Source organism: Aeromonas sp. R10-2 (assembly GCF_040908445.1).
Classification (GTDB): Bacteria; Pseudomonadota; Gammaproteobacteria; order Enterobacterales; family Aeromonadaceae; genus Aeromonas; species Aeromonas veronii.
On the sequence record NZ_JBFODS010000023.1, the window covers coordinates 79,014 to 91,962 of the forward strand.

Annotated in this window: 15 protein-coding genes; 8 read left to right on the forward strand and 7 right to left on the reverse strand. The window is 57.0% G+C overall.

What is annotated here, in order from left to right:
• Positions 1-12: 12 nt before the first annotated feature.
• Both rsxB and rsxA read right to left on the reverse strand, forming a co-directional pair.
• Positions 13-591, reverse strand: a complete 579-nt coding sequence (gene rsxB, locus AB5Y97_RS05255) for an electron transport complex subunit RsxB (protein ID WP_139493998.1) — start codon at positions 589-591, stop codon at positions 13-15.
• 2 nt (positions 592-593) lie between these two features.
• Entirely contained in the window at positions 594-1,175 is a 582-nt protein-coding gene (gene rsxA, locus AB5Y97_RS05260) for an electron transport complex subunit RsxA (RefSeq protein ID WP_005337600.1), read from the reverse strand.
• 309 nt (positions 1,176-1,484) lie between these two features.
• On the opposite strand from rsxA, the gene AB5Y97_RS05265 reads away from it, so the two are divergent.
• Positions 1,485-2,708 (forward strand): type II restriction endonuclease, encoded by a 1,224-nt coding sequence (locus tag AB5Y97_RS05265; protein ID WP_368157321.1) that lies wholly within the window; start codon positions 1,485-1,487, stop codon positions 2,706-2,708.
• Positions 2,709-2,748: 40 nt separating this feature from the next.
• Here the strand turns inward: AB5Y97_RS05265 and AB5Y97_RS05270 are convergent, their stop codons facing one another.
• Complete coding sequence (locus tag AB5Y97_RS05270; RefSeq protein WP_080660189.1) at positions 2,749-4,158, reverse strand: DNA cytosine methyltransferase; 1,410 nt, start codon at positions 4,156-4,158, stop codon at positions 2,749-2,751.
• A 118-nt stretch (positions 4,159-4,276) separates the two neighbouring features.
• On the opposite strand from AB5Y97_RS05270, the gene AB5Y97_RS05275 reads away from it, so the two are divergent.
• The 3 genes from AB5Y97_RS05275 (at position 4,277) to AB5Y97_RS05285 (ending at position 5,679) form a co-directional block, all read left to right on the forward strand.
• Positions 4,277-4,753 carry a very short patch repair endonuclease gene (locus AB5Y97_RS05275; RefSeq protein WP_021230647.1) on the forward strand — a complete coding sequence of 159 codons (477 nt, stop codon included), beginning with the start codon at positions 4,277-4,279 and terminating at the stop codon, positions 4,751-4,753.
• 130 nt (positions 4,754-4,883) lie between these two features.
• Positions 4,884-5,177 carry a hypothetical protein gene (locus AB5Y97_RS05280; RefSeq protein ID WP_368157322.1) on the forward strand — a complete coding sequence of 98 codons (294 nt, stop codon included), beginning with the start codon at positions 4,884-4,886 and terminating at the stop codon, positions 5,175-5,177.
• Positions 5,178-5,310: 133 nt separating this feature from the next.
• A complete protein-coding gene (locus AB5Y97_RS05285) occupies positions 5,311-5,679 on the forward strand; it encodes a VOC family protein (protein ID WP_005337594.1) in 369 nt (122 codons plus the stop codon).
• Positions 5,680-5,900: 221 nt separating this feature from the next.
• On the opposite strand, the gene AB5Y97_RS05290 is transcribed toward AB5Y97_RS05285, so the two are convergent.
• The gene (locus tag AB5Y97_RS05290) at positions 5,901-7,490 is read right to left on the reverse strand and encodes an alpha/beta hydrolase (RefSeq protein ID WP_368157323.1); all 1,590 of its coding nucleotides are present in this window, start codon (positions 7,488-7,490) and stop codon (positions 5,901-5,903) included.
• A gap of 343 nt (positions 7,491-7,833) precedes the next feature.
• Here AB5Y97_RS05290 and AB5Y97_RS05295 point away from each other — a divergent pair, with 343 nt between their 5' ends.
• Together AB5Y97_RS05295 and rluF are read left to right on the forward strand one after the other, a co-directional pair.
• Entirely contained in the window at positions 7,834-7,956 is a 123-nt protein-coding gene (locus AB5Y97_RS05295; protein WP_265177348.1) for a hypothetical protein, read from the forward strand.
• The gene (gene rluF / locus AB5Y97_RS05300) at positions 7,946-8,962 is read left to right on the forward strand and encodes a 23S rRNA pseudouridine(2604) synthase RluF (RefSeq protein WP_368157324.1); all 1,017 of its coding nucleotides are present in this window, start codon (positions 7,946-7,948) and stop codon (positions 8,960-8,962) included. The genes AB5Y97_RS05295 and rluF overlap by 11 nt, the downstream gene beginning before the upstream one ends.
• An 80-nt stretch (positions 8,963-9,042) precedes the next feature.
• On the opposite strand, the gene AB5Y97_RS05305 is transcribed toward rluF, so the two are convergent.
• Positions 9,043-10,305, reverse strand: a complete 1,263-nt coding sequence (locus AB5Y97_RS05305; protein WP_368157325.1) for a cyanate transporter — start codon at positions 10,303-10,305, stop codon at positions 9,043-9,045.
• 176 nt (positions 10,306-10,481) lie between these two features.
• Between AB5Y97_RS05305 and AB5Y97_RS05310 the strand changes: the two genes are divergently transcribed.
• Positions 10,482-11,324: a LysR family transcriptional regulator gene (locus AB5Y97_RS05310; RefSeq protein WP_368157326.1), complete on the forward strand. Its 843-nt coding sequence runs from the start codon at positions 10,482-10,484 to the stop codon at positions 11,322-11,324.
• 76 nt (positions 11,325-11,400) lie between these two features.
• On the opposite strand, the gene rsmS is transcribed toward AB5Y97_RS05310, so the two are convergent.
• Both rsmS and AB5Y97_RS05320 read right to left on the reverse strand, forming a co-directional pair.
• The gene (gene rsmS / locus AB5Y97_RS05315; protein WP_005337582.1) at positions 11,401-11,556 is read right to left on the reverse strand and encodes a pleiotropic regulatory protein RsmS; all 156 of its coding nucleotides are present in this window, start codon (positions 11,554-11,556) and stop codon (positions 11,401-11,403) included.
• Positions 11,557-11,650: 94 nt separating this feature from the next.
• Positions 11,651-12,118 carry an acyl-CoA thioesterase gene (locus tag AB5Y97_RS05320; protein WP_139410503.1) on the reverse strand — a complete coding sequence of 156 codons (468 nt, stop codon included), beginning with the start codon at positions 12,116-12,118 and terminating at the stop codon, positions 11,651-11,653.
• Positions 12,119-12,256: 138 nt separating this feature from the next.
• On the opposite strand from AB5Y97_RS05320, the gene AB5Y97_RS05325 reads away from it, so the two are divergent.
• Entirely contained in the window at positions 12,257-12,895 is a 639-nt protein-coding gene (locus tag AB5Y97_RS05325; RefSeq protein WP_368157327.1) for a tellurite resistance TerB family protein, read from the forward strand.
• The last annotated feature ends 54 nt before the right edge of the window (positions 12,896-12,949 follow it).

Below are 12,949 nucleotides of genomic sequence, written 5' to 3' on the forward strand. Positions count from 1 at the left end.
TTGCTCCGCTGTTTATTCCACTATCTTGACCGGAATCTTGCCCGGAACATGCACGTTATTGAGATCCCACTTCCAGTTATCGACCGTGGTAGGCACCGGGATCATCTCGATGCAGTCGGTCGGGCAGGGATCGACACAGAGATCGCAACCGGTGCACTCGTTGGCAATCACGGTATGCATCGCCTTGGTAGCGCCGACGATGGCGTCCACCGGGCAGGCCTGAATGCACTTGGTGCAGCCGATGCACTGATCTTCGTGGATAAAGGCGACCTTTTTGACTGGCACAGCAGCCTCGTCACTGCCCCCCAGCGGCTGGGGCTCGACCCCCATCAGATCGGCAATCTTGCGCATGGTGGCCTCGCCACCGGGCACGCACTTGTTGATCTGATCGCCGCCCGCGAGCGCCTCGGCGTAGGGTTTGCAGCCGGGATAGCCGCACTGGCCACACTGGGTCTGGGGCAGCAGGGCATCGAGCTGGTCGACGATGGGGTCTGCTTCCACATGAAACTTGACGGCGGCAAAGCCCAGGATAATCCCGAACGCCAGCGCCAGCAGGGTGAGCACCAGAATGGCAAAGAGAATATGGATCATGGTTATATCTTGATAAGGCCGGTAAAGCCCATAAAGGCCAGCGACATCAGACCGGCGGTGATCATGGCAATCGACACCCCGCGAAACGGGGCGGGCACATCGGCGGCGACCAGACGCTCGCGCATGGCGGCAAACAGGATCAACACCAGCGAGAAGCCGGTGGCGGCGCCAAAGCCGTAGATCACGCTCTGGATAAAGTCGTGTCGCTCATTGATGCTGAGCAGCGCCACCCCGAGCACCGCGCAGTTGGTGGTGATGAGCGGCAGGAAGATCCCCAGCAGGCGATAGAGGGTCGGGCTGCTCTTGCGCACCACCATCTCGGTAAACTGCACCACCACGGCGATCACCAGAATAAAGGCGAGGGTGCGCAGATAGGCGATATCCAGCGGCAGCAGGATATAGTGCTCCACCAGATAGGAGCTGGCACTGGCGAGGGTCATCACGAAGGTGGTCGCCAGCCCCATGCCGATGGCGGTTTCCAGCTTGCCGGAGACCCCCATAAAGGGGCAGAGGCCTAGGAATTTCACCAGCACGAAGTTGTTAACCAGCACGGTGCCGATCAATAAAAGCAGGTACTCAGTCATCAATTACCGTCACTGAAAGTCGGGTTATCGGGGGTTGAAGGCGGGCGGTATTATCTGACGTTAGGGCCAGTTAAACAACCGCAAGGCCGCATGGTTATTAGTCAAATAGCCAATATCGACACAGTTCCAGGAGGCTCTGCGCACTTTTTGGGCGGAGAGGACTGTAGCCAATTCTGGAAGGGTGTGAATGCTCGCACAGTTTTATAGATTGTGGGTGGTGATGGCGCTACATGCTCATAACATATTGATGCATAACGCAATCAGCCACGTTACTCTATGGTTTCCTCGCCTGTAGACAGAGTAATGAACATGTTCGAACAGCTTGCTGACGTTTTTTCTTCTGCCGCATTCAAGTACCTGTCCGTTGTTGATGCGGATCCCAAAAGCTCCCACCAGCATGAAATCGGCGGCCTTGTTAATGCCGGTATTGGTAGGAAATTGGGGATGCCTGACGATGGGAGCCAACTCACTATCCGGGCGACGATGGTCTATTTGAGCGAAAGCTATGATGAGCCGCTGGTCTCGGAAGATATTGTTACTTGGTATGATGCTCGGTATCAAAAAGAGGACCGAGGGGCTGAGTGGCGGCTTTACTACAAATCAAATGATGTCAGCAACCGTTTCAAGCCCGGTGATTTTTTCCTGATTGCCCTGACTCGGGAAGGTTCTCTCCTGATGATATTTTGTCCTCCACATAGCGATTTTGAAGTGCAAATCCGGTCACTATTCGGGGCGAGGAGTGTGGAGGCCAATGAAAAGGGTCTGACACGATTAAATATTGAAAGGGGGTTGGCTGTTCCCATCAGGTTAATGCTTGCTCGTTACGGCATCGAAATTGGTCATAATGGCCCAGACTATCTAGACACTATTTTGGAAAAGTTTGGTGCGGCATTTCCTAAAACAAAAGACTTCTCTGCATTTACCAGAACATTGGGAAAAGATATTTGTCCTGTTGAAGAGCCCGATAGTGCACTGATTGAATGGATGGAGGTAGAAGAGTCTGCATTCCGTCAATTGGAAAGGCATATTGTAAAAAAGACTCTGTTAGCAGGTTTTGGGGAAAATGGTGATGACGTAGATGAGTTTGTTCGCTTTTCTCTGAGTGTGCAGAATCGTCGGAAATCTCGTAGTGGTCATGCTTTTGAAAATCATATTGAATTTATTTTAAACAAGTCTGGTGTTTACTTTGAACGAGGTGCTTTGACTGAGGCTCGTCAGAAACCGGATTTCATATTTCCAAGCTCTGCTTGTTATGCAGATAAGAATTTCTCTTCCGAAAAGCTGAGAATATTAGGGGCTAAAACCACTTGTAAAGACAGATGGCGTCAAGTCTTGGCAGAGGCTGCGAGGGTGGAGCGTAAGCATCTGATTACTATGGAGCCTGCAATCAGTGAGAATCAGACAGAGCAAATGCAAGCAAATAACTTGCAACTTGTTGTACCTACGACTATTCAACAAACTTATACGCCCCAGCAGCAACCTCAATTAATGTCATTTCGAGATTTCATTAACGAGGTAAAAGGCTGCCAGTAGATAAAAAAGCCCGTCATAGAATATATGACGGGCTTTTTTATTAATTTTTCTTTGCTTTCATTATGTATGGCTTCATCAACTTGGCAACGGCAGCAAATACAGGAACTACGACAGAGTTACCAAATTGACGATAGGCTTGTGTATCTGAAACAGGGATTCTGAATTTATATTCACCCGGTTGTTCAAATCCCATCAGCCGTGCACACTCTCTGGGGGTAAGACGTCGTGGTCTGTTTTGCTGATTTTGCTCATTATTGAAATCAGTCTCCGCTAGAGTCATATCCCAACCACGATCAATCAGAATCTCAGAACCATCTTTGTGATAACGTGCGGACAAAGTCCTGGCGACAGTTGTCGGGTTTTTGGGGTCAACAAGACCATAGCCAAAGCCATTTCCTTTAGCTTGATGCTTTTTCGCATATTGATATAGATAAGACCACAACTTGGGGGTCAGAATATATTTCGAGTCGAGTTTTTCAACTGGCTCAAGCAGATCTGCGAAAGTAATCCTGTTTTCAGGAAATAATGTTGAAACATCTCTTAGCGTAAAACCTTCATGCAGGTTCAGATCTTTTCTGAAACCGACGAGTACAATACGTTCCCGGTGCTGAGGGATGAAATGTTTGCCATCGATGATTTTGGGGTCATCTGAACCGTTGATATCCAGGTCTGCAACCCAATATCCCAACTCGGTCAATGCTTCCTTGATTACCCGGAATGTGTTGCCTTTGTCATGACTCTTTAGGTTTTTCACATTCTCAAGCACAAAAGCTGTTGGCCTTTTGGCATCAATGATACGAGCCACATCAAAGAACAAGGTTCCCTGAGCTTCGCACTCAAATCCATGAGCGCGTCCAAGAGAGTTCTTTTTGGATACACCTGCCAGTGAGAAGGGCTGACACGGGAATCCGGCAAGCAGTACGTCATGATCTGGAATTTCTTTATCTATGTGGGCATAGACAAAATCACGATCGTCATTGTCCGGCATGGTGATTTCACGGATGTCGGAATTGAATTTGTGTGCAGTTTCATCACAGTACCAGTTGGCTTTGTAAGTTCTGACAGCCTGTTCGTTCCATTCACTGGTAAAGACACATTGCCCACCAATATCCTCAAAGCCTTTCCGAATGCCACCAATACCCGCAAACAGGTCAATAAATTTGAAATCGTAATGGCCATGATGCTTGGGGGGCGAAGGGATGAGACTTTTCAGCATCTCTGTTTCGAGATGAGTCAGCGGCTTTTGTTCGATCTTGCCATTGAGCCAGCGGTTCAGGGATTCACGAGTCCAGTCGGCATCGCCCAATGCACGCAACTTTTCAGCGACTTGCTTTTGGTCGTAGATTTCCAGGACTTTATCCATCAGATGGCGATCTTCAGCTTGGCGTTTGCTGGAGAATGCCTGATCTTCTTCAGGTGTGTTGTGTGCAGAGGTGGTTGAGTATGTCATATCAAAATCTGGGCGTGTTGCAGTTGCGCGGAATCTTATCACTCATTTAACCCAGAGAGAACGCCCGAGACTGTAAAAAAATACAGTATCAATCATTCGCTTTCAAACGAGTATCTGTATGCCCGACATAGTGAATCCAGAGACCAGAAGCCGGTTTATGTCCGGGATTAAGAATGCCAATACCAAGCCGGAGATACAGATTCGCCAGTTGCTGCATCATGCCGGATTTCGCTACCGTCTGCACAATGCAGCCTTGCCGGGTAAGCCTGACCTTTGGCTGGCGCGCTACCGTGCGGTGATCGAGGTGAATGGTTGTTTCTGGCACGGACATGACTGCCATCTCTTCAAACTCCCATCGACCAGAACCGACTTCTGGCAGACCAAGATTGCCAGCAATCGTGCGCGTGATGCTCGTCACCTAGCCGAGCTTGAACAGCTGGGGATCCGCCGTTTGACGATCTGGGAGTGTGCTCTGAAAGGGCGCTTGCGACATGATCCAGAACGTTTGATCCTGGTTATCAGCTGGTGGCTGACCAGTGGTACAAGTCATGGTGAAATTGCTGGTGGATGTGAGTTAAATTATCAGAATGAATAGAAAATAATCACATTAATATTGAGGGATGCTATTTATCCAACCCCCTTTTTATATCAATTTGTATGATTTAAATATGTGGTGGATATTATTTTTTATTATCCATTTATATGTGTGGATGGTATGATTCTGAATGTTGAAAAATGATGTGACTGGTAATGGTGGTGATATGAATTCTGATGTTTTGATAGGTGTGTTGAATCGTCGTTACCCTATGATTGGTTTGTCTGCTGATTGGGTTTATCAGACATGGCTAATAAGCGGTGATGTAACTAACGGACTGGTAATCTTCGAAAATGAAGATAGCGGTTCGTATGAGTTACTATCATTTTCATATGATGATGACGAAGACTTAATTACAAGGATGGTATTTTCAGGTTCTCTGTCAAATGTAATTGAAACGGCAGGAATTGATTGCAGAGAATAGACTTTCTTGACACCTAACGGTTGTGCTTGAAATTTTCTTTTCTAAAAAGAGATAGCACTAACATTATTTGGTGATCAAATATGGTTTTATCTCTTGTGGTTGGGCAGTGATAGATCACCACCAGGAGGTAACCATGATCAGCCATATCGACCATCTGGTATTGACGGTCAGCGATATCGAACGGGCCGTGGCGTTTTACAGCTCGGTGCTCAATATGGAGGCCATTACCTTCGGTGCGGGGCGCCGGGCGGTAGGGTTTGGCAACCAGAAGATCAATCTGCAACTGCTGGGGCAGGAGCCGCGCAATCGGGCGCAGGTGGGGTCGGGAGATGTCTGCCTTATCACCCGCTGGCCGCTGGAGCAGGTGATGGCCCAGCTTGCCTGCCACGGGGTGGAGATTGTCGAGGGGCCGGTGACCAAAAGCGGTGCCTGCGGGCCGATAGAATCCATCTACTTCCTCGACCCTGACCAGAACCTGATAGAAGTGAGCATCTATCCCTGACAGGGTTGGCGTGGCGCCTGACGGTGCAACACCTATCAGAGTTACTCTATTTCCTCGACCTAGATCAGAATCTGATAGAAGTGAGCATCAATCCCTGAGTCCACCAAGCCATCACCCCCATCGCCATCATCAATAGAAAGGGGCCGTCAATTGACGGCCCCTTTCTTGTATCGCTATCGCGCAAAGCACGTCGGCCGCTTGGCCGATGTGGCAGAGGGGCCCTAGAAAGGCGCGCTGCTCTCGTCGCTCTCCTGTAAAAACTGCTCCACTTCTGCCTGATAGGCCGCATCAGGTTGACCACTGCTGGCAGGGGTGACGGCGGCAGACGGGGCGACGGGAGGGGCGGTGAGGGTCTCCATTACCCGCTGCTGCAGATAGGGGTAGAAGGGGTTGGAGGAGGTGCGGGTGAGGGCGCCGGGGTTGACGATCAGCACTCCGCGCTCGCCACGCAGGGCCAGACCGCCGAGATTGATGCCGTATTGCTCCCGCTGCTCCGGGCGCGCCGCCATGCCATAGAGGGGGTCGTCCATCGGGAAGGGGAGCGCCACATGGGAGAGGGAGTAGATCTCCTTGGGATAGTCGATACCCAGCGGGCGGACCTGCTCAGGCTGGTCGGCGCTGGCCAGCGTTCTGGCCTGCGTTGCGGGGGAGGCGGGGTCCACATTGCCCACCACGGTGAGGCGATAGTGCTGAGGGGCGTTTGGCAGCAAGCGGTGCAGCGCCAGCTCTGAGGCCGAGCTCATCAGCGGGCCAAACAGGGTGCTGCGGTTGATATCAAACAGCACCAGTTCGCTGTCGTTGGCCGGCAGGTAGTGGTAGAGATCGGCAATGATGGAGCGGGTGCTGACGGTGTAGTCCATCACCGACTGGAAGGTGAGGGCGGGGGGAAACGCCGCCAGCTCGCCACTGGCGGCCAGCTGGCGCACCTGCTGCTGGATGGCGTGAGTCAGGCGATAGGACTGGCGCGCGCCGTTGACCGGGAACGAGTTGTATTTGAACGGGTTGAACTCCGGCATGGTGTCGAGCCAGGCGGCGTTGGCAAAGGCGGGCAGCAGGGCAGGCACAGCCTTGAGCCCGGCGAAGCGGGCAAAGCGGGTCACCCCGATCATCGGGGAGATCAGCACCAGCCGATCCGGTTTTGCCAGCGCACCGCTCGGGTCGGCCAGCGCATCGAGCGCATATTTCACCGCCAGCGCGCCACCGTTGGAAAAGCCCACCAGATGCAGCTGCCGCTTGCCCGGTACCAGCAATCTGGCCTCCCGCACCGCCAGTCGGGTAGCGGCCAGCCAGGTCTCCCAATCCACATCCACGAGGCCAGCGGGCACGGTGCCGTGGCCGGGGATCCTCAGCCCCAGCGCGATAAAGCCCTGCTGCTGATAGCGACTGGCCAGATGGCGCAGGCTGTAGGGGGAGTCGGTCAGGCCGTGCAGCAGCACCGCCACCCCTTTTACTTCCCCCTCGGGGCGCAGCAGGTAGGAGCGGTTCCAGTTTTGCTGAAAGCGGGCGGGATTGATGGGGGCGTCCTGATAGTAGCGATTGCTGGCCAGTTGCTGCTCCGGCGGCGTCTTGGCGACTACCTCGGTGGCCACCATCTCGAACAGCTCTGCTTCGCGGGCCAGATAGGCTTGCCAGTCGCTGCGATCGAGCTCATCGGCGCTGAGTTCGGGGGGCACCACTGTGTGCCACAGCTGCAGCGGCGCTGCCTGCCAGGCGAAGTAGGCGATCACCGCCCACGCGGTCAGCAACAGCAGCAACAGCAGCAACAGGGTTAGCAGAGCACGGCGAACAAGGCGGCGAGTGTGAGCCAGCATGGTGCAATCCTTGGCGATAGGGGGGGCCGCCTCTGGGCGGGCAAGTTTGGCGCAGCACATTGGGTGCTGCCAACCGGCTTAAAGCCTAATGGAAACAAGGTGATATGTATAGTTGATGGCGTTCGTCCGCGCTGGCTGTGGGCGCCTGATCCCGCCGTTGGCATCAGGCTGGCCGTTCGAAGGTTGCATCGCGGGCCATCTGGCGGCGTGAACTTATCCGCGGATGCCCGCTTGGGTGCTGCGAACTTGCAACTATCTGCCCCTGAAAGGGGGCAATTATGCTACTGTAGCGGCGTTTTTTGATGGATAAGCTGGCATTGGCCTTTTTTGAAGATGGAATGGTATGCAGAACTTTGACGTAGTGAATTGGCTGATGCAGCAGACAGCCTCCCCGGCGCAGCCGGAACAGGCGATGGCACAACCGGGCGTGGCCCAGACCCTGTGGCAGGTGACCCATGCTGGCTAACGAATCCATGCGCCTGAACAAATACATCAGCGAGAGCGGTATCTGCTCGCGCCGCGAGGCCGACCGCTTTATCGAGCAGGGCCATGTCTTTATCAACGGCAAGCGCGCCGGGATTGGCGATCAAGTGCAGGTTGGCGATCTGGTCAAGGTGAACGGTCAGGTGATCGAGCCGCGCGAGGCGGACAGTCTGGTGCTGATCGCCCTCAACAAGCCGGTGGGCATCGTCAGTACCACAGAGGCGGGCGAGAAGGACAACATCGTTGATTTCGTCAACCACAGCACCCGGGTCTTCCCCATCGGGCGTCTCGACAAGGATTCGCAGGGTCTGATCTTCCTTACCAACCACGGCGCTCTGGTCAACAAGATCCTGCGGGCAGGCAACGATCACGAGAAAGAGTATCTGGTGACCGTCGACAAGCCGGTGACCGACGAGTTTGTGCGCGGCATGGCGGCCGGGGTGCCGATCCTCGGTACTGTGACCAAGAAGTGCAAGGTGAAGAAAGAGGCGCCGTTTGTCTTTCGCATCACCCTGGTGCAGGGACTGAACCGCCAGATCCGCCGCATGTGCGAGCACTTCGGTTTTGAAGTGACCAAGCTGGAGCGCATCCGCATCATGAACGTCAGCCTCAAGGGGCTGCCGGTGGGCGAGTGGCGCGATCTCACCGACGATGAGCTGATCGATCTGTTCAAGCTGATTGAGGACTCCTCCTCCGAGGTGAAACCGGCCAAAGGCGACAAGCCCAAGGCGGCCAAGGCTCCTGCGGCGCAAAGCACCAAACCGGGGCAGGGCAAGAAGCCGCGCCGCGATGACGATCACGAGATTGGCGGGCGCCCCAATGTGCCGGGCCCGGAAGCCTTCGAGAAGAAGCTGCCGGTGGGCAAGGGTGGCGCTGGCAAAGGTGCTGCCAATAAAGGCGGTGCTGGCAAAGGGGCTCCCAAGGGGGGCAAACCGGCCGCTGGCAAGCCGCGCACCGCTAACACCGGACGGCAGAAGAAGGGGCGCTGAGTTGCCCCTCTGAGTGGCATCAGCCGCCAGTCATCTCCAATACGGTTATCCCCAACACTATTATCTCCAACACACCGGCCTCAGGCCGGTGTGTTGCTTTGGGCCGCAGAGCTGGCCGGGAGAGGTGCCGAAAGGGACGGCTCGCTGGCGGTCGGTAACCCCATGACGCGAGGGTAGTGGCGCGGGTCGAGGCGCAGCACCAGCAGGCTCATCAGCAGCAATCCTCCCAGTTGCCACTGCCAGGCGGCCGCAAAGTCGCCCATATAGTGATAGAGCCGCGCCGCCACCCAGGGGCCGGTGGCGGCCAGCATAAAGCCGAATCCCTGCATCAGGGCGCTCAGGGTACCGGCGCGGCGTGGGTCGGGCAGGTGATCGAGCGCAATCACCATGATCAGCGAAAAACTGCCGCCAAGACCGGCACCGCACAGCATGCACCAGAGAATCGGGGCACTGGCTGGCGCCAGCCAGAGGCCGCCAAATCCCGCTAGTTGCATGGCGATGGCAAGGCCCATCCAGGGTCGTCGGTCCATCTTGCGGGCCGTCAGCAGCGGCAGGCCGAGGCCGCTGGCGGTCTGGGCCAGTGCCAGCCAGGCGACCAGCTCGCCCGCCTGCGCGGCGCTCCACCCTTGCGCCATATAGGCGGGGGCCAACCAGGCGACCACTATGCCGTAACCGCTGTTGATGATGCCAAAGCAGACGATCAGCAACCAGCTGCGGGGCAGGGTGATCAGCCGCTGTTCGCCATCGGGAATGGCGACCGCGGCGGCCCGTGGCAGACGTACTTGCCACACCAGCCAGACGAGGGTCAGCAGCACCGGCAGGCTCCAGAGCGCCAGCGCCCGCGACCAGTCGAGGCTCGCCGCCAGCCGTGGCGTAAGACTGGCCCCCAGCGCCCCGCCCCCCATCATGCAGGCAGAGAAGATCCCCATCACCAGCGGTACCTTGCGGGCGAAGGCCTGCTTGATCAGTGCTGGCAGTACCCCCTGCACCAGTGCCGACCCAAGGCCGCAGAGCGCGGCGCTGGCGATCAGCAAGCTGCCGCTTTGGGCATCGAAGCGCATGGCACTGCCAATACCGAGCAGCAGCAGGGCCGCCCCCAGCAGTTGGCACGCACTGGCGCGTCTACGCAGGCTGGGGGTGAGCAGCACACCAATCCCGATGAGCCAGAGCGGCAACAGGGTAAGCCAGGCGAGGGTATCCATCCCCAGCGACAGGGCGCGGCCAATCTCGCCGCTCAACGGGCCGATGGCGGTAAGAAAGGGGCGCAGGTTAAGGCCAATCAGGATCACCAGCACCAGCAGGGCGGTCTGGCCTGCGGGTTGATCCGCATTTTGTTGATTCATCGGGTGCTGTTTCCGGTTCTGGGAGAGACAGGGGGCTTTCGGGACGCGGAGTCATCGGGGCTGAACATGGCAGATCACCGTCAAAGGAGGCAAAAGCGCCAGCCTAGCGGGCTCGAAAGTCATTTGGAAATTAAATGATAGAATGGGCTTCAGTGGTTTTGTAAATGGAGTGCCCCATGCTGGATCCCCTGTTACTGCGCAGTTTTGTCGCCATTATCGACACCGGCAGCTTTACCCGCGCCGGTGAACGGGTCCATCTGACCCAATCCACCATCAGCCAGCAGATCCGCCGCCTTGAGCAGCAGCTCGGCTGCCCGCTGCTCGATCGCGCTGGCCGACAGGTGGTGGCGACGGCGGAGGGGGAAAAATTGCTGGGGCTGGCCCGCCGCATTCTGGCGCTGCTGGCGCAGGCCGAAGAACAAGTGACGGAAGGGAGCGTGGCACTTAGCCTCGGGGTGCCGGAGGATTTTGCCGCAGGGGCCATCACTCCGGTGCTGGCCGCCTTTGCCCGCGACTACCCCGACGTGCGGCTGGAGGTGCAAAGTGGCTTGAGCCACGAGATCTGGCAGCGCTTCGAGGCAGGGGAGCTTGATCTGGCGCTGGTCAAGCAGACGCGTGGGCAGGGGGCGCCCCTTGCCAGCTGGCGCGAGCCGCTGGTGTGGGTCGACAGCCGCGACTGGCCCGCACGGGAACGGGATCCGCTGCCGCTGGTGGTGTTCCCGAGCGAAGGGCTCTATCGGCGGCAGATGACCGAGGCGCTCGATGGCCTCGGTCGGCGTTGGCGTATTGCCTATGTCAGCGCCAGCCTTGCCAGTTTGCAGGGGGCGGTGAGCGCGGGGATCGGGGTGAGCTTGCTGCCCAAACGGTTGATGCCCGCCGATCAGCTGGCCCTGACCCAGTGGCCCAAGGTGGCACCGGTGGAGTTGGCCCTCCATGCCGGGGGAAGCGGGAGCGAGCCACTCACCCGCTTGAGTTCGGCCCTGATCGCCCTTTGTGACGAGGTGATGGGGCCGCAGTGAGTGGCTCTGTGGGGAAAGACTTCTGTGGGGAAAAACTGAAGTCTGAAAGATAAGGCGGAAAAAGTGCGGTGAGGGATCAGTGATCCTTCCCCTCCGCCAGCTTGCGCTCGTAGTCATTTTTTACAATGGCCAGCGCCGCCAGCACCAGTTCGGGGGCAAGCTCATTGGTTTCCAGCAGTTCAATCAGATCCACCGCGAGTTTTACCTCGGGCGGGGCAGTTTCCAGTGACATAGGCAGGGTTCCGGTTGCGGGAAGAGGGGGGATTATAAAGGGGCGCCGCCGTTGGCCGAAAGCGCCCACTCTGTCGGGCTGTGAGGCATGAAGGTCAGAGGTGCTGGCGCATCTCCTTGTCGATCTCCTCGCGCAGGGCGATCAGCTTTTTGGCGTACTGCTGCAACTGCAGATCGCTGTCGCTCACCGGCTGCCACTGGGGCACCGGGGTCGGCTTGCCCTGCTCATCCATCGCCACAAAGATAATGATGCAGTGGGTGGTCTTGTGGCGCTCGGTGTCGGTGGGGTGGCGGCTGTAGACATCCACCGCCAGATGCATGCTGGTGGTGCCGGTGTGGATCACCTGGGCGTGAACCTCCACCAGCTGGCCAATCTGGATGGGGCGCAAAAAGCGGATCCCCCCCACATAGACGGTCACCGCATAGCCGCCACACCAGCCAGCGGCGCAGGCATAGCCCGCCTGATCGATCCACTTCATCACCATGCCGCCGTGTACCTTGCCGCCGAAATTGACGTCGGAGGGTTCGGCCAGAAATTGCAGGGTCAGTTCGCGATTTGGCACAGTTACATCCTTATTGCCTGAAGGGTTTCCCTGAGCTTTGCCCCATCGGCCTGCCCGGTCAAGGGTTCATCCCCGATTCAGGGGGGCGGGGTCACTATCTTGCTCTATCGACGGGAACATAGCAGCAGGAGTGACACCATGAAACAGATGCTGGAACAGTTGCTGGGGGCTGGCAAAGGCTGGCTCAACGAAGGCGGAGACAAGCGCAAGGGGCAGATGCAGGGGGCGCTGGCCGGCGGTGCGCTCGGTCTGTTGCTGGGCAATAAAAAAGTGCGCAAATATGGTGGCAAGGCCGCTGCCGTGGGCGGCGCCGCAGCCCTTGGCGGGCTGGCCTACAAGCTCTATCAGGATTGGCAGGCCCAGCAGGTGGCGCCCGCCCAGCCCACCTATCCCATCAGTGGGCTGGAAGGCAATGCGCTGGATGCCCGCGCGGCGCTTTTGGTGCGCGCCATGGTGGCAGCAGCCCGAGCCGATGGCCATATCGATGGTGCCGAGCGCCAGAAAATTCAGGAGTACCTGACCGAACAGGGCCAGAGCGATGTCGCCCGCTGGATTGACGCCGAGCTGGCCCGTCCCCTCGATCCCCACGTGCTGGCGCGGGAAGTGACCGATATGGAGCTGGCCACCGAGGTCTATCTCGCCTCCCTGCTCGCCATCGAGGTGGATCACTTTATGGAGCGCGGCTATCTCGACGAACTGGCGCGCGCCCTCAAACTCGATGACAACCTCAAGGGGAGCATCGAGCGGCAGGTGGCCCAGCTTAACGCCCCCGCTTGATATCCCTCATCGCCATGGATTGCCGATAACGCCCCGCTCAAGGGGCGTTGTTGT